20 protein-coding genes are annotated in these 17,520 nt (G+C 68.2%); 14 read left to right on the forward strand and 6 right to left on the reverse strand.

Features of this window, described 5'->3' with window-relative positions:
- The first annotated feature begins 59 nt into the window (after positions 1-59).
- The 11 genes from MELE44368_RS08745 to MELE44368_RS08795 all read left to right on the forward strand — a co-directional run bounded on the left by MELE44368_RS08745 (position 60) and on the right by MELE44368_RS08795 (position 11,438).
- Positions 60-563, forward strand: coding sequence for a CBS domain-containing protein (locus MELE44368_RS08745; protein WP_234707875.1), 504 nt, complete (start codon positions 60-62; stop codon positions 561-563).
- A 12-nt stretch (positions 564-575) separates the two neighbouring features.
- Complete coding sequence (locus MELE44368_RS08750; RefSeq protein WP_064892429.1) at positions 576-1,859, forward strand: ArsB/NhaD family transporter; 1,284 nt, start codon at positions 576-578, stop codon at positions 1,857-1,859.
- Between the two features lie 41 nt (positions 1,860-1,900).
- The gene (locus MELE44368_RS08755; protein WP_128108147.1) at positions 1,901-4,018 is read left to right on the forward strand and encodes an acyltransferase family protein; all 2,118 of its coding nucleotides are present in this window, start codon (positions 1,901-1,903) and stop codon (positions 4,016-4,018) included.
- 163 nt (positions 4,019-4,181) lie between these two features.
- The gene (locus tag MELE44368_RS08760; RefSeq protein ID WP_128108148.1) at positions 4,182-7,076 is read left to right on the forward strand and encodes a Na+/H+ antiporter subunit A; all 2,895 of its coding nucleotides are present in this window, start codon (positions 4,182-4,184) and stop codon (positions 7,074-7,076) included.
- The gene (locus MELE44368_RS08765) at positions 7,073-7,546 is read left to right on the forward strand and encodes a Na(+)/H(+) antiporter subunit C (RefSeq protein WP_128108149.1); all 474 of its coding nucleotides are present in this window, start codon (positions 7,073-7,075) and stop codon (positions 7,544-7,546) included. The genes MELE44368_RS08760 and MELE44368_RS08765 overlap by 4 nt, the downstream gene beginning before the upstream one ends.
- Positions 7,543-9,141: a Na+/H+ antiporter subunit D gene (locus MELE44368_RS08770; protein ID WP_128108150.1), complete on the forward strand. Its 1,599-nt coding sequence runs from the start codon at positions 7,543-7,545 to the stop codon at positions 9,139-9,141. Before MELE44368_RS08765 ends, MELE44368_RS08770 begins: the two co-directional genes overlap by 4 nt.
- On the forward strand, positions 9,138-9,671 hold the full coding sequence (locus MELE44368_RS08775) for a Na+/H+ antiporter subunit E (protein ID WP_064919384.1): 534 nt from the start codon (positions 9,138-9,140) through the stop codon (positions 9,669-9,671). Before MELE44368_RS08770 ends, MELE44368_RS08775 begins: the two co-directional genes overlap by 4 nt.
- On the forward strand, positions 9,668-9,955 hold the full coding sequence (locus tag MELE44368_RS08780) for a monovalent cation/H+ antiporter complex subunit F (RefSeq protein ID WP_064928265.1): 288 nt from the start codon (positions 9,668-9,670) through the stop codon (positions 9,953-9,955). Before MELE44368_RS08775 ends, MELE44368_RS08780 begins: the two co-directional genes overlap by 4 nt.
- Complete coding sequence (gene mnhG, locus MELE44368_RS08785; RefSeq protein WP_046752887.1) at positions 9,952-10,314, forward strand: monovalent cation/H(+) antiporter subunit G; 363 nt, start codon at positions 9,952-9,954, stop codon at positions 10,312-10,314. Before MELE44368_RS08780 ends, mnhG begins: the two co-directional genes overlap by 4 nt.
- A complete protein-coding gene (locus tag MELE44368_RS08790; RefSeq protein ID WP_064919383.1) occupies positions 10,301-11,092 on the forward strand; it encodes an SAM-dependent methyltransferase in 792 nt (263 codons plus the stop codon). Before mnhG ends, MELE44368_RS08790 begins: the two co-directional genes overlap by 14 nt.
- A gap of 61 nt (positions 11,093-11,153) precedes the next feature.
- Positions 11,154-11,438 (forward strand): type VII secretion target, encoded by a 285-nt coding sequence (locus MELE44368_RS08795; RefSeq protein WP_046752911.1) that lies wholly within the window; start codon positions 11,154-11,156, stop codon positions 11,436-11,438.
- Between the two features lie 11 nt (positions 11,439-11,449).
- Here the strand turns inward: MELE44368_RS08795 and MELE44368_RS08800 are convergent, their stop codons facing one another.
- From MELE44368_RS08800 to MELE44368_RS08820, 5 genes are read right to left on the reverse strand one after another with little or no spacing between them, the layout of a single operon-like run.
- The gene (locus MELE44368_RS08800) at positions 11,450-12,088 is read right to left on the reverse strand and encodes an LON peptidase substrate-binding domain-containing protein (protein WP_109747058.1); all 639 of its coding nucleotides are present in this window, start codon (positions 12,086-12,088) and stop codon (positions 11,450-11,452) included.
- A gap of 2 nt (positions 12,089-12,090) precedes the next feature.
- Positions 12,091-13,224 carry a glutamate--cysteine ligase gene (locus MELE44368_RS08805; protein WP_046752889.1) on the reverse strand — a complete coding sequence of 378 codons (1,134 nt, stop codon included), beginning with the start codon at positions 13,222-13,224 and terminating at the stop codon, positions 12,091-12,093.
- On the reverse strand, positions 13,205-13,891 hold the full coding sequence (gene sodC, locus MELE44368_RS08810; RefSeq protein ID WP_046752890.1) for a superoxide dismutase[Cu-Zn]: 687 nt from the start codon (positions 13,889-13,891) through the stop codon (positions 13,205-13,207). The genes MELE44368_RS08805 and sodC overlap by 20 nt, the downstream gene beginning before the upstream one ends.
- 10 nt (positions 13,892-13,901) lie before the next feature.
- Positions 13,902-14,363, reverse strand: a complete 462-nt coding sequence (locus tag MELE44368_RS08815; protein ID WP_198529480.1) for a LytR C-terminal domain-containing protein — start codon at positions 14,361-14,363, stop codon at positions 13,902-13,904.
- A gap of 36 nt (positions 14,364-14,399) precedes the next feature.
- Positions 14,400-14,708 carry a nucleoid-associated protein NapA gene (locus MELE44368_RS08820; RefSeq protein WP_046752892.1) on the reverse strand — a complete coding sequence of 103 codons (309 nt, stop codon included), beginning with the start codon at positions 14,706-14,708 and terminating at the stop codon, positions 14,400-14,402.
- 135 nt (positions 14,709-14,843) lie between these two features.
- Between MELE44368_RS08820 and MELE44368_RS08825 the strand changes: the two genes are divergently transcribed.
- Both MELE44368_RS08825 and MELE44368_RS08830 read left to right on the forward strand, forming a co-directional pair.
- On the forward strand, positions 14,844-15,437 hold the full coding sequence (locus MELE44368_RS08825; protein ID WP_064892431.1) for a peptide deformylase: 594 nt from the start codon (positions 14,844-14,846) through the stop codon (positions 15,435-15,437).
- Positions 15,437-16,342 carry an N-acetylglutamate synthase, CG3035 family gene (locus MELE44368_RS08830; RefSeq protein ID WP_128108151.1) on the forward strand — a complete coding sequence of 302 codons (906 nt, stop codon included), beginning with the start codon at positions 15,437-15,439 and terminating at the stop codon, positions 16,340-16,342. The genes MELE44368_RS08825 and MELE44368_RS08830 overlap by 1 nt, the downstream gene beginning before the upstream one ends.
- 1 nt (position 16,343) lies before the next feature.
- Here the strand turns inward: MELE44368_RS08830 and MELE44368_RS08835 are convergent, their stop codons facing one another.
- Positions 16,344-16,634: a CDGP domain-containing protein gene (locus MELE44368_RS08835; RefSeq protein WP_128108152.1), complete on the reverse strand. Its 291-nt coding sequence runs from the start codon at positions 16,632-16,634 to the stop codon at positions 16,344-16,346.
- A 66-nt stretch (positions 16,635-16,700) separates the two neighbouring features.
- Here MELE44368_RS08835 and MELE44368_RS08840 point away from each other — a divergent pair, with 66 nt between their 5' ends.
- A complete protein-coding gene (locus MELE44368_RS08840) occupies positions 16,701-17,501 on the forward strand; it encodes an exodeoxyribonuclease III (RefSeq protein WP_046752896.1) in 801 nt (266 codons plus the stop codon).
- The last annotated feature ends 19 nt before the right edge of the window (positions 17,502-17,520 follow it).

Raw genomic sequence — 17,520 nt, forward strand, 5'->3', positions numbered from 1 at the left:
CTCGGAGTTTCAGCTCAGTCGGGTCAACGGGTCGACGAACCGATCGGAGAACGACGACCATGACACTTGCCGCCGACAACCACGGAACCCGATGGAAGAACGTCATGCAAGCACATGAGATCGCGGTGACCCCTCCGACGGTCCGGATGGACGACCCGGTATCCAAAGCCGTGCAGCTGATGGTGGTCAACCGGCTGCCCGGGCTCGTCGTCGTCGACGACAAGGACATTCCGGTCGCCGTGCTGCCCGGCACCCAGGTGCTGCGGCTGGCGATCCCCGAGTCCTACCGCGACGACCCGGCGCTGGTGCGCACCGTCGACGAGATCCACGCCGACCTGTTCTGGCACGGCACCGGCAAGCTCACCGTTGGTGACTGCCTGCCCACCCCGGTCGCCAAGCCGGTGACCGTCTCGCCCGATGCCACGCTGCTCGAGGTGGCCGCAGTGATGGCCACCAAGCGAAGTCCGCTGATCGCCGTCGTCAACGGCGAGGGCAGGCTCGTCGGCGCGGTGACCCTGGAGCGGCTCCTCACCAGCTTGGCCGTGGCCGGGCCCAACGACTGAATCGTCCCGCTCGTGCTGGCACCACTACTGGCGCTGGCAATATTCGTCGTCGCATTCTGGTTCCTGGCGACCGAACGCGCGAACAAGGTCAAGACGGTTCTGGTCGCCGCGGGCCTGATGACCCTGCTCGGGTTGACCCCGGGTGCGCGGGTCTTCTACTCCGAACACGAGGGCATCGACTGGAACGTCATCTTCCTGCTGCTGGGCATGATGGTGATCGTCGGCGTCGTCAAACAGACCGGCTTGTTCGACTTCCTGGCCATCTGGGCGGCAAAACGATCCAGGGGCAAGCCGTTTCGGCTCATGGTGATGCTGATGTTGATCACCGCGGTGGCCTCGCCCGTGCTCGACAACGTCACGATCATCATGCTGGTCGCACCGGTGACGCTGGTCATCTGTGACCGGCTCGGCATCGCACCCCAACCGTTCCTCATCGCAGAGGTGCTGGCGTCGAACATCGGTGGCGCCGCCACGCTGATCGGCGACCCGCCCAACATCATCATCGGCAGCCGGGCCGGCTTGTCTTTCAACGACTTTCTGATCCACATGGCGCCGGCGGTGGTCGTGATCTTCGTGCTGTTTGTCTTCTTCACCAGGGTGTTGTTCCGAAAAGACCTGGGCACCAACCACATGCAGCTTGAAAGAGTGATGGCTCTGCAGGAACGCCGCGCGATCAGGGACAGTCGGCTACTCGCACGCTCGATGGCGGTGCTGGCCCTGGTCATCGTCGGCTTCGGCCTGCATTCGGTGCTGCACGTCGCCCCGTCGATCGTCGCGCTGTTGGGGGCGGGCGCGATGCTGCTGGTCACCAACGTCGACGTCGGCGACGTGCTGCCGGAGGTCGAGTGGCCGACGCTGGTGTTCTTCATGGGCCTGTTCGTGATGGTCGCCGGTTTGGTGCACACCGGGGTGATCGGCCGGATCGGCAACGCCGCGGTCTCGTTCTTCGGCGACAACTTCTTTCTGGCCGCGACCGGGTTGCTGTTCGGCTCCGCCGTGCTCGGTGCGTTCGTCGACAACATCCCCTACACCGCCACGATGACGCCGGTGGTCGAACCGTTGGCCGCCGAGGCCGGGGGCGAGACCGGCAGGGCGCTGTGGTGGGCGTTCGCCCTGGGCGCCTGCTTCTCGGGCAACGGCACCGCGATCGCGGCCAGCGCCAACGTCGTGGCCATCGGCATCGCCCAGCGCGCCGGTCACACCATCAGCTTCTGGCGGTTCACCCGCTACGGCATCGTGGTGACACTTCTCTCGACCGTGCTGGCCTGGGTGTACGTTTGGCTTCGATATTTCTGAGCCACCTGATCTGCTGACCTGGCGGCCCGCTCAGCCGCCCCATGAGGACCCCCGTGCCCGCCGTCAAGCCATACCCCGCTGCCCGAACGGTGCACCGCCGGGTCCGCGACGACCTCAACGGGTTGCGCGGTATCGCGATCGCGCTGGTGGCCGTGTACCACATCTGGTTCGGCCGGGTGTCCGGCGGCGTGGACGTGTTCCTGGTGCTCTCCGGGTTCTTCCTCGGCGGCCGGCTGTTGCGGCAGGCCGCCGATCCCGGCGCCGACGAGCCGTTGCCGAGCGCGCTGCTGAGGCTGGTGCGCCGGCTGTGCCCGGCGCTCGTGGTGGTGTTGGCCGCGGCGGCGGTGCTGACGGTGCTGATCCAGCCGCAGACCCGATGGGAGACGTTCGCCGACCAGAGCCTGGCCAGCCTCGGCTATTACCAGAACTGGTATCTGGCCATCACCTCCAGCGACTATCTGCGCGCCGGCCAGAGTGTCAGCCCGCTGCAACACATCTGGTCGATGTCGGTACAGGGCCAGTTCTTCGTGGCGATGCTGCTGATCGCCTGGCTGGTGGCGTTCGTCACGGGCAGGCACGGCTGGAGTGCGAGGCGACGCCGGGTGCTGGTCGCGGTCACCGCCGTGGCCACCGTCGCCTCGTTCGCGTATGCGGTGTTCGCCCACCACCTCGACCAGGCCAGCGCCTACTACGACAGCTTCGCCCGTGCCTGGCAACTGCTGGCCGGTGTGCTGGCCGCCGCGATGATCTCCGCTGTCCGGATGCCCGGCCGGCTACGCGTGGTGACCGCGTTGGCCGGGGTCGTGCTGCTCTTCAGCTGCGGCATCCTGCTCGACGGCGCGGCGCAGTTCCCAGGACCGTGGGCCCTCGTCCCCGTCGGCGCCACGCTCCTGCTGATCTTCAGCGGCGCCGGAACCGAAGCAAACCTGCCGTGGCCGAACCGGCTGATGGCCACTCCCGCGCTGGTCACGCTGGGCGCGATGGCCTACGCGCTGTACCTGTGGCACTGGCCGCTGCTCATCTTCTCGATGACCTTGCTGGACCGTCACACCGTCGGACTGCGCGGCGGTGTGCTGGTGTTCGCCGCCTCGCTGCTGCTGGCCTATCTGACCCTGCGGCTCGTGGAGGATCCGCTGCGTATGCCGAGTGCCGCGACAACCCCTGCCGCACAACCGGTTCACGAACGGCCACGACGCCTGACCGCGATCTCGGGCACTGCCGTCGTGCTGCTGGCGGTGACGTTGTGCGTGACGGCTTTCGGCTGGCGCCAGCACATCGCCGACATCCGGGCGAACGGCAACGAACTGCAGTCCCTCTCGCCGCGCGACTACCCCGGCGCCCGCGCGGTCCTCGAACCCGTGCGGGTCCCGGACCTGCCCATGCGCCCCACGATCCTGGAGGCGGCCGAGGATCTTCCCGCGACCACCGTTGACGGCTGCATCACCGACTTCGCCGGCACGGAGGTGATCCGCTGCACCTATGGCGACCCCGGCGCGGCGAGAACCATCGCGTTGGCGGGCGGTTCGCACTCGGAGCACTGGATCGCGGCGCTCGATTTGCTCGGTGTCCGGCACGGCTTCCGCGTGGTGACCTATCTGAAGATGGGGTGCCCGCTGACGACGGACGACGATCCGCGCAATGCGGTCACCCAGGAGCCCTACCCCGAATGCCGGGCCTGGATGCCCGAGGTCATGGCGGCGTTGATCGCCGACCGGCCCGACTTCGTGTTCACGACGACGACGCGGCCCCGCCCCGACGGGCCCGGCGACATGGTGCCCGACGGCTATCTCGGCATCTGGGACGTGCTCGACGCCAACGACATCGCGATCCTCGGCCTGCGCGACACCCCGTGGATGTTCCGGGACGGGGCCCTTGTCGCGCCGGTGGACTGCCTCGCCGAAGGCGGCGACGCCGAAGCATGCGGGCTGCCGCGGCACGAGGCCCTGGCCGAACGCAACCCGACTCTCGACCACGTCGACCGCTATCGGGCGATGTCGGTACTCGACCTGACCGACGCGATGTGCCGGCTCGACATCTGCCGTGCTGTGGAGGGCAACGTGCTCGTCTACCACGACGCCCATCACCTCTCGTCGACCTATGTGCGGACGCTTGCCGACGAGCTCGGCCGCCAACTTTCCGACGCCACCGGCTGGTGGTGAGGACGCCCCGATATCACACCGGTTGCCGGATGACGGTGCGCGGGCACGACATCGGCCCACGTAGAATGGCCTCCGAATTAGCCATCGACACCGGCTGACACCCCGCCATCCGCACATCGCCTGACGGCTGATGCCGACCAGACGACCCGATCGGAGTGCCAACTTGCTCGCCATCTTGCTCGCCCACGCGGTGGCCACCGCGTTGGCGCCGCTGTTGGTGTACCGGTGGGGCCGCAACGCGTTCTATCCGCTGTCGCTGGTACCGCTGGGCTCCCTGGTCTGGGTGGCGCTGAACTGGCCGGCGCCAGGCCAGGCGAAAACCACGGACGTGGTATGGCTGCCCGAGCTGTCGATGGAAATCACGCTGCGCTTCGACGCGCTGGCCGCGATCATGAGCGTGCTGGTGCTGGGCATCGGCGCGCTGGTGCTCTTCTATTGCGGCAACTACTTCCATCGTCGCGACGGCAAGATGGAGAACCGGCTGCCGAGCTTCGCCGCCGAGATGGTCGCGTTCTCGGGCACGATGTTCGGCCTTGTCGTCGCCGACAACATGCTGGTGCTCTATGTGTTCTGGGAGCTCACCAGCGTGCTGTCGTTCCTGCTGGTCGGGCACTACGCCGAGCGGGCCACCAGCAGACGCGCGGCCACCCAGGCCCTGTTGGTCACCACGTTCGGCGGGTTGGCGATGCTGGCGGGCATCATCGTGCTCGGCAACGTCGCAGGCACCTACCTGCTGTCGGAGCTGATCGCGGCCCCGCCGACCGGGATGGCCGCATCGGTGGGCCTGGTGCTCGTTCTGGTCGGCGCGCTGTCGAAGTCGGCCACCGTCCCGCTGCATTTCTGGCTGCCCGGCGCGATGGCCGCCCCCACCCCGGTGAGCGCCTATCTGCACGCCGCCGCGATGGTCAAGGCGGGCGTCTATCTCATCGCGCGGATGGCACCGGGCTTCGCCGATTCGCCGATCTGGCGTCCCACCGTGCTCAGCCTGGGCGTGCTGACCATGCTGCTGGCCGGCTGGCGCGCGGTGCGTGAATACGACCTCAAGCTCATCCTGGCCTTCGGCACGGTCAGCCAACTCGGGCTGATCACCGTGATGGTCGGCGGCGGCGGCAGCGACATGATGCTGGCCGGGCTGGCCATGCTCGTCGCGCACGCGATGTTCAAGGCCAGCCTGTTCATGGTCGTCGGCATCATCGACCACGCCACCGGCACCCGCGACATCCGCAGGCTGGCCTGGCTCGGCGATCGTGCCAAACCGTTGCTCGTCATCGCGGTCCTCGCGACGGCGAGCATGGCGGCGCTGCCGCCGTTCTTCGGGTTCGTGGCCAAGGAGGCCGACTTCGAAACCGTGCTGCACAGCCCGTCCCTGGGCTCGGCGGCGCCGTTCGTGCTCGCCGGCATCGTGCTCGGCTCGGTGTTCACCACCATCTACAGCCTGCGGTTCCTGTTCGGCGCGTTCGGCCGCAAAGGGTTGGCCAGACCCAGCAAGCGGGTGGCCGAGTTACACCGTCCCCCGTTCAGCTTCCTCATCCCGCCGGGGATCCTGGCGGTCGCGGGGCTGGCCTTTGGGCTGTGGCCGTCCCGGGTCGACGGCGTCCTCGACGCCTACGCCGACACCGTGCCCGGCGGGGCCGACTACGACCTGGCGCTCTGGCACGGCTTCGGCCTGCCGCTGCTTCTGTCGGTCCTCGTCGTGGCCGTCGGCACGGCCGCCTACGTCGGCCGCGAGCAGCTGCGGCGGGTGCGCACCGCGCCGGCGCCCCTCGGCAATGCCGACCACATTTACGACAGGGTGGTCCGCGCGCTGGACGTGCTCGCGGTGCGGGTGACAGCGGTGACCCAGCGCGGATCGATCCCCGCGACCCAGTCGGCGATCCTGGCCACGCTCGTCGCGGTGCCCACGGTGGGGCTGGCCCTCGGTGCCCGCGACCGCCCGAACTTCGAGATCTGGGACCTCCCGCTGCACACGGTGGTCAGCTTCGTCATGCTGTCCGCCGCGTTCGGTCTCACCGTGATGCGCAACCGGTTGGCCTCCGCACTGCTGGTCGGGGTCACCGGCTACGGCTGCGGCGCGATCTTCGCGCTGCACGGCGCCCCCGACCTGGCGTTGACCCAGTTTCTGGTGGAGACGCTCACGCTGGTGATCTTCCTCCTGGTGTTGCGGACGCTGCCCGCAGAAGCCGACAAGGCCAACGTCAGCGCGCGCCGGCTGCCGCGTGCCGTACTTGCGCTGGCCGTCGGCGCGACCGTCACCGCGGTGGCGAGCTTCGCGGCCGCCGCCCGTAGCGGGGTGTCGGTGTCCGCGCTATTGCCCGACGCCGCGTACTACCGCGGCCACGGGGCCAACACGGTCAACGTGCTCCTCGTCGACATCCGCGCCTGGGACACCATGGGCGAGATCATGGTGCTACTGGTGGCCGCCACGGGCGTGACGTCAATGGTGTTCCGGCACAGGCGGTTTGGCACACCGCCGCGCGTGGCCGACGCCGGCCAGCCCGACATCGGCCGGATCGCGTCGTTCATCAACATCAGCCCGGCCGTCGGCGACATCACCTGGCTGCGCGGCAGCGACCTGCGCGACCCGCAACATCGGTCGCTGGTGCTCGAGGTGGCCACCCGCATCATCTTCCCGCTGATCATGGTGTTGTCGGTGTACTTCTTCTTCGCCGGCCACAACACCCCCGGCGGCGGGTTCGCGGGCGGGCTGACCGCCGGGCTGGCGGTGGTGTTGCGCTACATCGCCGGCGGCCGTTACGAACTCGGCGAGACGCTGCCGTTCGACGCCGGTCGGGTGCTCGCCGCGGGGCTCACCCTGTCGGCTGGCACCGCGGTCGGCTCACTGCTGCTCGGCGCACCGGCGCTGTCGTCGGCGCTGTTCGAGTTCGACGTGCCGGTGCTGGGCACCGTCAAGGTCGTCACTTCACTTCTCTTCGACGCGGGGGTCTACCTGATCGTGCTCGGCCTGGTTCTCGACGTGTTACGCAGTCTGGGCGCCCGCCTGGACGTCGAGTTGGCCGAGTCGCGCCCCGCCCGCCGATCGCAGGTGCGTGTCGAATGACCTCTTACATCGTCCAGCTCGTGCTGATCGGCGGGGTCACCAGCGCCGGGGTGTACCTGCTGCTGGAACGCAGCCTGGTCCGGATGCTGATGGGGCTGCTGCTGATCAGCAACGCCGTCAACCTGCTCATCCTGTTCGCGGGCGGGGAGTCGGGCAGGCCCCCGATCCGGGGCGCCACGAGCAGCAGCTCCGAACACACCGTGGACCCGCTGACCCACGCGATGATCCTGACCGCGATCGTCATCACCATGGGTGTGGCGGCGTTCGTGCTCGCGTTGGCCTACCGGTCCTACCAGCTGACGACGGCCGACGAGGTCAGCGACGACCCCGAGGACACCCGGGTGTCGCGGCTGTCCGACGAGGAGGCCACCACCATCGACGCCGACCGCCCGCCGCCGCCCGGGCTGTACAAGGACACCGACGCGCCCGACGAACTGGACGCGGTGCCCGGGGACAAGGGATCACGATGACGCTCGGGGGTGTGCTCACGCCGTTGCCGGTGCTGATCCCGACGCTCGCGGCGGCCATGACGCTGTTGGCGGGACGGCGGGTGCGGCTGCAGCGCCTCATCACCACGCTCGCGCTGACGGCCGTGGTGGTGGTGTGTTCCCTGCTGCTCTGGCTCACCGACGGAAGCGGCACCATGGCGCTGCACGTCGGCGGTTGGGGCCCAACGGTTTCGGGCATCGGGCCGTTGGGCATCACGCTGGTGGTCGACCGGTTGTCGGCGCTGATGCTCGTCGTGTCCTCGGTCGTGCTGCTGGCCGTCATGCTCTACGCGATCGGGCAGGGTATCCGCGACGGCGATGAGCGCCAGCCGGTGTCGATCTTCCTGCCCACCTACCTGGTGCTGTCGGCGGGCGTGTGCATGGCGTTCCTCGCCGGTGACCTCTTCAACCTGTACGTCGGATTCGAGGTGTTGCTGGCCGCGAGCTTCGTGTTGTTGACCATCGGCGCCAGCGAGGACCGGGTGCGCGCAGGCGCCTCCTACGTCATGGTGTCGATGGTCTCGTCGATGATCTTCCTGTTCGGGATCGCGTTCGTGTACTCAGCCACCGGGACACTGAACCTGGCCGAACTGGCGGTGCGCCTCGACCACGTCAGCAGCGGCACCCGCACCGCGATGTTCGCGGTGCTGCTGGTGGCCTTCGGCGTCAAAGCCGCGGTGTTTCCGCTGTCGGCGTGGCTGCCGGACTCCTACCCCACCGCCCCAGCCCCCGTCACCGCGGTGTTCGCCGGCTTGCTGACCAAAGTCGGTGTGTACGCGATCATCCGGGCGCACTCGCTGCTGTTCCCCAACGGCGGGCTGGACCCGGTGCTGCTGGTGGCCGCGCTGGTGACCATGCTGGTCGGAATACTCGGCGCGATCGCCCAGAGCGATATCAAACGTCTGCTGTCGTTCACGCTCGTCAGCCACATCGGGTACATGGTGTTCGGTATCGCGCTGTCCAGTGATCTCGGCACCGCGGGCGCGATCTACTATGTGGCCCACCACATCGTCGTACAGACGACGCTGTTCCTGGTGGTCGGCCTGATCGAGCGGCAAGCGGGCGCATCCACACTTCAGCGGCTGGGTGGGCTGGCCGCGGCAAGTCCGCTGCTGGCGTTCATCTTCGTGGTACCGGCGCTCAATCTCGGGGGTATACCGCCGTTTTCCGGCTTCATCGGCAAGGTCGCGCTGATGCAGGCGGGCGCCGACAGCGGCTCGGTGCTGGCCTGGATTCTGGTGGGCGGCAGCGTGGTGACCAGCCTGCTCACGCTGTACGTGGTTACCCGGGTGTGGACCAAGGCGTTCTGGCGGACCAGGGCCGACGCGCCCGAGGGGCACCTGGCTGCGGCGACGCCGACGGTGCTGCTCGACGATTCCGAGGACGTGGAGTTCGCCGATCGTCTTCACGTCGGCCGCATGCCGGTCAGCATGCTGGTGCCCACCGGGGCGCTGATCCTCGTCGGCGTGGCCCTGACCGTCTTCGCGGGCCCGATCTTCGGCTACAGCGAACGCGCCGCCGATCAGGTGCTCAACCGCGACCTGTACATCAGCACCGTGCTGGGGGTGGACCGATGAGGGCTGTCGTGCTCCGGCTCAGCGTGCTCCTGGGTCTGATCCTGGTGTGGATGTTGTTGTGGGGCAGCATCTCTGTGGCGAACTTCGTCGGCGGTCTGGTGGTGGCGCTGGTGATCACCCTGTTGTTGCCGCTGCCGGTGGTGCCGGTCGAGGGAAAGGTGCACCCGCTTTCGTTGCTGCGCTTGCTCATTCAGATGGTCTACTGGCTGGTGCGCTCATCGATCCAGGTCGCCTGGCTGGCCGTCAGGCCGGGGGCGCCACCGGTCAGCGCGGTGCTGCGCGCCCACTTCGCGCTGAAGTCCGATCTGGTGCTCGCGATGGCGGTCAACCTCATCAACCTGACCCCGGGGACGATCGCACTCGAGGTCGACCAGGCGCGCCGGATCGTCTACGTGCACGTGCTCAACGCCAACACCGACCGCGCCATCCAGGAGTTCCACGCCCAGATGGCGACGTTGGAGCGGCTGCTGAAGACGGCACTGGAACGCGACGAGGACTGGCGACCGGCGTCCGACAAGGAGGCCGCGTGAGCTACGTGTGGACGATCACCGGGGTGCTGATCAGCGCTGCCGCGTTGGTCACGATGTACCGGATGCTGGCGGGTCCGAGCACGCTGGACCGGCTGGTGGCACTGGACACCCTGACGGCGGTGACGATGTGCGGCATCGGGACCTGGGCCGCGTTCAGCCAGGACTCCACGGTCACCTACCCCATGGCCGCGATCGCGTTGATCTCGTTCGTCGGCACGATCAGCGTGGCGCGCTTCCGCGTACGCGACGTCGAGCGGCCGCGCGGCGGACGGGGGACGCAATGAACGTCGCCGACGTCATCACCGCTGTGCTGGTGCTGGGCGGCTCGACGCTGGCGCTCACCGCCGCGATCGGCATCGTCCGGTTCCCGGACACCTTGACGCGCATGCACTCTGCGACCAAGCCCCAGACGCTCGGTCTGCTGCTGGTGCTCGCGGGGGCCGCGATCAGGCTGCGCGGCAACGCCGACGTCGGCATGCTGATCCTCACCGGGTTGTTCGCGGTGATCACCGCCCCCGTGATCGCAAACCGGGTGGGACAGCTGGCATACCGAGAGCACAGTTTCCGCGATGACCTGCTGACCAAAGATGAGATGCGTGAAGCGGTCGTCGACGGGGAACTCGACGACAATGGCGAGAGCTGACGACAGCCGGTACGACACCGAGAGCATCGACCCGACCGAGTTGGGTGTGGCGTGGTTACGCGCGCAGGAGAACCACTCGGGTTGTCCGCTGTTCACCGACCCGTACGCGCAGATGTTTCTCGACGCCGCCGAGGAGCGGGGCTGGCAGCTGCCGCCCGCGCACGTGATGGACCGGGTCCGCTCGATCGCGGACTACGCGGCCTCGCGCACGAAGTGGTTCGACGAGTTCTTCATCGCCGCGGGTGCCAACGGCATCGAGCAGGTGGTGGTCCTGGCCCCCGGGCTCGATGCGCGGGCGTGGCGGTTGCCGTGGGTGGACGAGACCGTCGTCTACGAGATCGACCAGCCGGAGGTGCTGGCGTTCAAGGCCGAGACACTGCGCGCCCACGATGCGCAGCCCGGAGCCCGCTACGTCCAGGTCGCCGTCGACCTGCAGCAGGACTGGCCGAAAGCGTTGCGCGACGCGGGGTTCGACGACACCGAGCCGATGGCGCTGGCGGCCGAAGGGTTGTTGTCCTACCTACCTGCCGAGGGCCGCGACCTGCTGTTCGAACGCATACAGGAACTCAGCGTGAACGGCACCCGGATCGCCGTGGAATCCTTCGGGGCAGGACGCGAACAGCGCACCGATGTGATGCAGTGGCTGACCGAACACGGCTGGGAGGTCACGACCACGACGGCGGCCGATCTGATGGATCGTTATGGCCGCTGCGGTCCCGATCAGCCCGACGAGACCACGCCCCGCACCGAGTTCATCGACGCCCGGCTGGTCTGCTGAGACTCCCCGGGTGAGAAATTGGTGCGAATCAACGGTGCCGACCGCCGGTAACGTGCTGGCCATGCTGGTTGATCCGGAGATCCTGCGGGCATTCGCCGGTCGGGTGGACGCCTCGTCGTCGACGGTCCGCGAAGCCGACGCCGGCCACAAGGTGAGCACTGCGGCCGACGGGCTGCCCGGCTCCGCCACCCAGTGGGCGGCGCGGCTGGTCGGCGACCATCTCGCCGAGCAGGCCGAGGCCATCGCCGCGAACCTCACCGAGATGGGACAGGCGGTGCGCGGTGCGGGTGACACGTATGAGGTCACCGACGCAGAACTGGCGGGCAGCTTCGAAGAGGTCTTCTAGATTCGGAGAAGCTACTCTCCCGACGACAGCTGGAACTCCACCATCGCCGTGAGGGTCTCGAGCGCGTCGCGCAGCGCCGCCAACCGCGCCGACGCGCTGGGCGCCGCCAGGATCGCGTACCGGTCGGCCTGCCCGATCGGAAGCCGGGAACTCAACGCGTACAACCACGTTCCGGCGTCGCCCGAGGCGTCGGCGCCGGCGACGATGTCTCGTGCGTTGACCTCGGCGCCGCGGGCGCCTGCGATCCGTTCGTACAACGCCACGATGCGATCCTCGACGTCGCGGATCGCGTCGACGTCGACCGCATCCCCGGGCTGGTCGGGCCACGGCTCGACGGCGGCCCGCGGGTAGGGGTCGTCGGGCTGCCATTCGAGCACCCGGATCCGCTCGCCCATGACGCACCGCAGCCGGTAGCGCCCGTTGCCCTGGTCGATGCACTCGGCGATGCGGGCCATCGCGCCGACGTCGCTGCGGATGTCGCCGCCGCCGACCTCGCGGCCCGCCTCGATCAGCACGACACCGAACGCCGGGTCGTCCATCGCCAGACAGTCCGAGACGAGCGCGGTGTATCGCGGCTCGAAGATCCGCAGCGGCAACTCTTCTCCGGGCAGCATCGCCACCTGAAGCGGGAACATCGGCATCGCGGCCACGGCTAGATGTCCAACTCGGCGACCAACGCGTCGACCACCGCACGCAGATCGCCGTCGTGCTCCTCGGCGACCCTGCGCTGGCGCTGGTAGGACGCGCCGATCCGGTAGATGTCGGCGACGCGGGCCAACTCGTCCGCGCAGTGCAGCGACTTGGCCACCGGTTCGAGCCGGTTCAGCAACTCGTCGAGATCCTCGGTGACCAACCGCTCGTTGCTGTCGGCGTCCAGGATGATCACCGCGTCGAGGCCGTAACGCGCGGCGCGCCACTTGTTCTCCTGCACGTGCCACGGCGGCATCGTCGGCAGGCGTTCGCCGGCGTCGAGTCGCCGGTCGAGGTCGACCACCAGGCAGTGGGTCAGCGCCACCAGCGCGCTCAGCTCGCGGAGGTTGGAGACACCGTCGAAGACCCGGATCTCCACCGTGCCCTTGTGCGGCGAAGGCCGGATGTCCCAACGGATCTCGTTCATGTGGTCGATGACGCCGGTTTTCTTCTGGTCGTGGACGAAGCCTTCCCACTCCGCCCACGTCTGGAAGTGGAACGGCAGCCCGGCCGTCGGCAGCTGCTGAAACATCATGGCCCGGTTGGAGGCGTACCCGGTGTCTTCGCCGTCCCAGAACGGCGACGACGAGGACAGCGCGAGCAGGTGCGGGTAATGGTTGAGCAACGAGGTGTTGATCGCCATCACCTTGTGCGCCGACGAGATCCCGACGTGGACGTGCACCCCCCAGATCAGCATCTGCCGGCCCCACCACTGCGTGCGCTTGATCAGCTCCGCGTACCGCGGCGCATCGGTGAGGCTGCCCGGCGACCATTTCGCGAACGGGTGGGTGCCCGCGCTGAACAACTCCATTCCGCGGCTGCGAACGATTCTGCGTGCGGTGAGCAGTGTTTCGCGCAGATCGTCCATCGCCTGCGGCACCGAGTCGCAGATGCCGGTGACGATCTCGACGGTGTTGCGCAACAGCTCCTTGTGCACGCGCGGGTTGTTCTCGCCGAGCTCCTCGATGACCTGGGTGGCCTCGTTGCTCACGTCGCGCGTTTCGGAGTCGACGAGCGCGAACTCCCATTCCACCCCGACAGTCGGCCGGGGCGATCCGGCGAAATCTATGTGGCTGCTAGCCGGTGCCGATAACACCGCACGCCACGCGATTTCCGGCGTCGCCGGTCGCCAGGGTGGTCTCATCGGGCGGCGGGTTCCCGTTGACCTGCTGGTAGCGCTCCGGCGGGATGTTGGCGAAGTTGTCCGCGTTCGCGTGGATGATGATCGCGGTCTTCTCACCCTCCAGCAGATCCTCGGCGGTGAAGGCGTCGGTCGTCGTCACCAGCAGCGCCGAACCGTCCTCGCGGACCTGCAACGAGGTGAGGTCACCGCTGGCCGGATGACCGGTGTGGCCGGGCACCTGGAAATGTCCACCCGCGGAGTTGAAGTTGCCGGGCGCACCGCCGGTGGGCGCCACCGAGTTCGCCTCGCACTTCCCGACGGAGTGGATGTGCATGCCGTGGAACCCGGGGGTCAACTTGCCCGACTCGGTGGTCTGAACGGTGATCGTGGCGTATCCGTCCGCGAACTCGAAGTCGGCGGTGGCCACGGTGGTGCCGTCGGCCATCTTCAGATCGGCGGTCAGCTTCTCGGTGGCCTCACCCTCTTGGTGCGCGCCGGGCGCGGTGGTCGGCGATGGCGAGCCCGTCCAGATCGACGGCGTGGTGCCCGGCGTATCGCTGGGTTGTTCGGGCGCGGCGCATGAACTCAGAGCAAGAGCGGGAACGGCAAACAAGGCGGCAGCTGCGGCGGTCTTGAGCATGGGCAAGAGCCTAGCCGGTGACCACCACGACCACGCCCGGCGGTTGGTCGGCGAGTTCAGGCCGCCGCGGTTCCACCGGTGCCTCCAACAGTTTGCCCACCTCATCGGCGGCTTCCTGCTCGCCGGGGGCGTCGCTGAAGAACACCGTGGTGCCCGCCACGTCCGGAAGGGTCAGGTTCCCGGTCTCGGTGACGTCCCAGCCGGCCTCCCGCAACCGGTTGGCGGTGCCCTCCGCGGCCCCCTGGACGTCGGAGACGTTGTAGACCCGCACATCGGCCCGTGCCGGTTCCGCCGCTTTCGTCGGGCTCGTCGTGGTCGTGATGGTGCTCGTGGCGAGCGTCGACTGCTCGGCGTCGTCGTCGTTGTCCGAACCCATCGCCTGGAATCCGACCAGCAGAAACACCACGCCCAGGAACAGCAGCACCATCACCATGGCGCGCAGCGGCAGGCCGGAGGAGTTTCGCTGGTTCATTGCGCCCACTGTAACGGCCCGTCGGGCCGACGAAGATCAGGTGACGTCGAAGCCGAGCCGACGTGCCGCGCGCGCCTTCTGCCTGCTGGCCCGCAGCCGACGCAGCCGCTTGACCAGCATCGGATCGGCCGCCAGCGCCTCAGGCCGGTCGACCAGCGCGTTCAGCACCTGGTAGTAGCGGGTGGCCGACATCGAGAACAGCTCTTTGATGGCGTCTTCCTTGGAGCCGGCGTACTTCCACCACTGGCGTTCGAACGCCAAAATATCGTGCTCTCGGCGGGTCAGCCCATCGCTGGAATCAGAGACGTCCCCGGATTGCTCAGTCCGCGCGATCGCGCCGTCCATCTCGCTCCTGGACCCTTCCGACAATCGAAATTACATCGCTGTGGTTCGGCGATCATTCAATCACGGGTTCGTGACCTATGGCGTCAGATATGCCCGCGAGTCGGGGGATAAGGCTTGCCGCCTTAAGCTTTCCCCGTGGCCGTCGTACCAATCCGCATCGTAGGAGATCCCGTCTTGCACACCCCGACCGAGCCGGTCACCGTCAATGACGACGGCTCGCTGCCCGAGGAGATCGTCGAGCTCATCCAGGACATGTACGACACCATGGACGCCGCCAACGGCGTTGGCTTGGCGGCCAATCAGATCGGCGTCTCCAAGCGCGTGTTCGTCTATGACTGCGCCGACGCACGGGGCCAGACCACTCGCCGCCGCGGCGTGGTCGTCAACCCGGTGCTGGAGACCTCCGAGATTCCCGAGACCATGCCTGACCCGGATGACGACGACGAGGGCTGCCTTTCGGTGCCCGGTGAGTCGTTTCCGACCGGCCGCGCCGACTGGGCCCGGGTGACCGGCCTGGATGCCGACGGCAACCCGGTCACGGTGGAGGGCACCGGCCTGTTCGCGCGGATGTTGCAGCACGAGACCGGCCATCTGGACGGGTTCTTGTACCTGGACCGGTTGATCGGCAGGCACGCCCGCGCCGCCAAGCGGGCGGTGAAGGCGCACGGATGGGGCGTGCCAGGGCTGTCGTGGATGCCCGGCGAGGATCCGGACCCGTTCGGGCACTGATGACGTGGCCCGCGGTGGGAAAGCGGGTGGTGATCCGCTACCGCCTGCCCGCCGGATCCGAACCACCGCGCAGCGACGTCATCGGCCACCTGCTCGAGGCGGGCCGGACGTTGACCGTGCGCACGAAAACCGGTGACGTCGTGGTCGTCCCGGCCGAGGACGTGATGGTCATCCGGGAACTGCCGCCGGCCACCATCCGCACCGCCGACATCCGCAAGCTCGAACACGCGGCAGCGCTGGCATGGCCCGGTGTCGAACAGCAGTGGGTCCAGGGGTGGTTCCTGCGGGCCGCCGACGGTCACACCCACCGCGGCAATTCCGCTGTGCCGCTGGGCTTCGACGCCACCGCATCGGCGCTGCCCGCCATCGTCGAGTGGTATTCCGCACGGGGCTTGACCCCGTGGCTGTCGATTCCCGACCGCCTGTTCAGGCTCGCCGATGTCGCGCCGCATCTCGAAACCGTCGTGCTGGCACGCGATCTCGACGCGGTCGAAGAACCCCATGCGACGGTGCCATTGGCCACCAGCCCCAACGACGACTGGCTTCGGCTGTATGAGCGCGACATCCCCGTCGAGGTGCTGACCTCCGTGGTGGACGGCGAGACGGTGTTCGCCTCGGTCGCCGGCGCGGCTGTGGCCCGGGGCGCGGTGACGACGACGATCGACGGCGGCCGGTGGGTCGGCGTCTCGGCCCTGCGGGTGACGGATGCGGCGCGCCGGCAGGGACACGCGCGTCGGCTGTGCTCGGCCCTGATGTCCTGGGGGGCGGAACACGGCGCGTCCCACGCGTACGCGCAGGTGCTGATCGACAACGCGCCCGGCAGGAATCTGTTCGCGTCGATGGGTTTCATCGAGCACCACCGCTCGCGTTATGTCCGCGCGGACACCCTCGTCGGGGGCCGGTAGTTCAGGGTCCGATATGTGTCGGCGGATCCGCGAAGGCGAGGTCCGCGGTGTGATGACCGGGCCCCATCGGGCCGCAGCGCTTCTCGGGCACCAGGTGCGAGCTCAACCCGCTGGGAACCCACCGGGTCACGCCCACGCAGCGTTCCCAGCTGCCGTCGGGCTGGACGGGTCCGTCGCACTTGCTGATGAATTGGCCTCCGTACAGGCAGCCGGCGCTGGCGGGCGGTGCCGTCGCCATCGAGCCCGCCGCGATCAGCAGCACGGCGGCGGCTCCGACGATGCAGCGCCTCATGCGACGAACGCTACCGCTTATCGGCCTGCTTTTCGCGCGGATCGCGCTCTCCGTAGCCTGTAGGGCATGCGCCTGGCGACCTGGAACGTCAACTCGATCCGTGCCCGGGTCGACCGGGTCGTGGACTGGCTGGAGCGCGGTGACGTCGACGTGCTGGCCATGCAGGAGACCAAGTGCTCCGATGAGCAGTTTCCGGTGATGCCGTTTCTCGCCGCCGGCTACGAGGTGGTGCACTGCGGGTTCAACCAGTGGAACGGCGTGGCGATCGCGTCGCGCGTCGGTATCGACGATGTGCGGGTCGGGTTCGAGGGCCAGCCGACGTGGTCCGACAAGCCCGACGTCGAAGCCGCGGCCGAAGCCCGCGCGTTGGGCGCGACGTGTGACGGCGTGCGGGTGTGGAGCCTGTACGTGCCCAACGGTCGCACCGTCGGCTCGCCGCACTACGGGTACAAGCTGGAATGGCTTGCCGCACTGCGCAACGCCGCAGAGAAGTGGCTGTCGGAGGATCCGTCGGCGCAGATCGCGCTCACGGGCGACTGGAACATCGCCCCCACCGACGACGACGTGTGGAGCGTCGAGTTCTATCAGGGCAGCACCCACGTCACCGAACCCGAACGCGCGGCGTTCAATGCCATCGTCGACGCGCAATTCACCGATCTGGTAAGGCCTTTCACGCCGGGCCCGGGTGTCTACACGTACTGGGACTACACGCAGCTGCGGTTCCCCAAGAACCGCGGGATGCGCATCGACTTCATCCTCGGCTCGCCCGCACTGGCCGCGCGCGTGGTCCACGCCGAGATCGTGCGTGAGGAACGCAAGGGCAAGGCACCAAGCGACCACGCCCCGGTGCTGGTCGAGTTGGCCTGAACCCAGCCTGTGGACAACC

The organism is Mycolicibacterium elephantis DSM 44368, assembly GCF_004014805.1.
Classification (GTDB): Bacteria; Actinomycetota; Actinomycetes; order Mycobacteriales; family Mycobacteriaceae; genus Mycobacterium; species Mycobacterium elephantis.

What these genes read in the sequence shown, in the direction of transcription:
- MELE44368_RS08745 (WP_234707875.1), top strand. Translation starts at nt 60, where the DNA reads ATGACACTTGCCGCCGACAACCACGGAACCCGATGGAAGAACGTCATG.
- MELE44368_RS08755 (WP_128108147.1), top strand. Translation starts at nt 1,901, where the DNA reads ATGAGGACCCCCGTGCCCGCCGTCAAGCCATACCCCGCTGCCCGAACG.
- MELE44368_RS08765 (WP_128108149.1), top strand. Translation starts at nt 7,073, where the DNA reads ATGACCTCTTACATCGTCCAGCTCGTGCTGATCGGCGGGGTCACCAGC.
- MELE44368_RS08770 (WP_128108150.1), top strand. Translation starts at nt 7,543, where the DNA reads ATGACGCTCGGGGGTGTGCTCACGCCGTTGCCGGTGCTGATCCCGACG.
- MELE44368_RS08775 (WP_064919384.1), top strand. Translation starts at nt 9,138, where the DNA reads ATGAGGGCTGTCGTGCTCCGGCTCAGCGTGCTCCTGGGTCTGATCCTG.
- mnhG (WP_046752887.1), top strand. Translation starts at nt 9,952, where the DNA reads ATGAACGTCGCCGACGTCATCACCGCTGTGCTGGTGCTGGGCGGCTCG.
- MELE44368_RS08790 (WP_064919383.1), top strand. Translation starts at nt 10,301, where the DNA reads ATGGCGAGAGCTGACGACAGCCGGTACGACACCGAGAGCATCGACCCG.
- MELE44368_RS08795 (WP_046752911.1), top strand. Translation starts at nt 11,154, where the DNA reads ATGCTGGTTGATCCGGAGATCCTGCGGGCATTCGCCGGTCGGGTGGAC.
- sodC (WP_046752890.1), bottom strand. Translation starts at nt 13,891, where the DNA reads ATGCTCAAGACCGCCGCAGCTGCCGCCTTGTTTGCCGTTCCCGCTCTT.
- MELE44368_RS08815 (WP_198529480.1), bottom strand. Translation starts at nt 14,363, where the DNA reads ATGAACCAGCGAAACTCCTCCGGCCTGCCGCTGCGCGCCATGGTGATG.
- MELE44368_RS08820 (WP_046752892.1), bottom strand. Translation starts at nt 14,708, where the DNA reads ATGGACGGCGCGATCGCGCGGACTGAGCAATCCGGGGACGTCTCTGAT.
- MELE44368_RS08830 (WP_128108151.1), top strand. Translation starts at nt 15,437, where the DNA reads ATGACGTGGCCCGCGGTGGGAAAGCGGGTGGTGATCCGCTACCGCCTG.
- MELE44368_RS08835 (WP_128108152.1), bottom strand. Translation starts at nt 16,634, where the DNA reads ATGAGGCGCTGCATCGTCGGAGCCGCCGCCGTGCTGCTGATCGCGGCG.
- MELE44368_RS08840 (WP_046752896.1), top strand. Translation starts at nt 16,701, where the DNA reads ATGCGCCTGGCGACCTGGAACGTCAACTCGATCCGTGCCCGGGTCGAC.